The sequence below is a fragment of the Bacillus sp. SIMBA_008 genome (assembly GCF_046535495.1).
Classification (GTDB): Bacteria; Bacillota; Bacilli; order Bacillales; family Bacillaceae; genus Bacillus; species Bacillus subtilis.
In genome coordinates, this window is record NZ_JAWRWL010000088.1 from 1 (window position 1) to 378 (window position 378).

At 38.4% G+C, this 378-nt stretch carries 2 protein-coding genes; both read right to left on the minus strand.

What is annotated here, in order from left to right; translation table 11 throughout:
- The coding region (gene abbA / locus SB658_RS22265) for an antirepressor AbbA (protein WP_410602371.1) at positions 1 to 69 on the minus strand (69 nt) is incomplete at its 3' end.
- 149 nt (positions 70 to 218) lie between these two features.
- Positions 219 to 378, minus strand: a 160-nt coding sequence (locus SB658_RS22270; RefSeq protein ID WP_410602373.1) for a ribonuclease H-like YkuK family protein, incomplete at its 5' end; no start/stop codon positions are given.

Consider the following 378-nt stretch of genomic DNA (forward strand, 5'->3'; position numbering starts at 1 on the left):
CTGATTCAGCAATACGTTTAATAATAGCTTTTTCTCTTCTTCATTAAAACGATTTTCGATGACGCTCATCCAACATCAGGCCCCCTGTTTCATATATGCTTTTATATTGATTAGCAGGCTTTTGAATGTCTGCTTCCTCTCTATACAGCTAGAATAAGGAACTAGAATCGAATCGTCAACCGCACGTTTCGACAAGGTTTGGAGAAAAATGACGGAATTTATTTTGTGTATCGATTGGCATAGCAAAATGCTGCGTATGAGTCGGGTTTTATTTTAGCTTCAATTCCCATAGCTGTGATCATTCCGGTCATTTCCTGAATCAGCTCTTTTGTACTTCCTTTTTTGCCAATATCTAGATGAGCTTCAAAACGGAGGTCT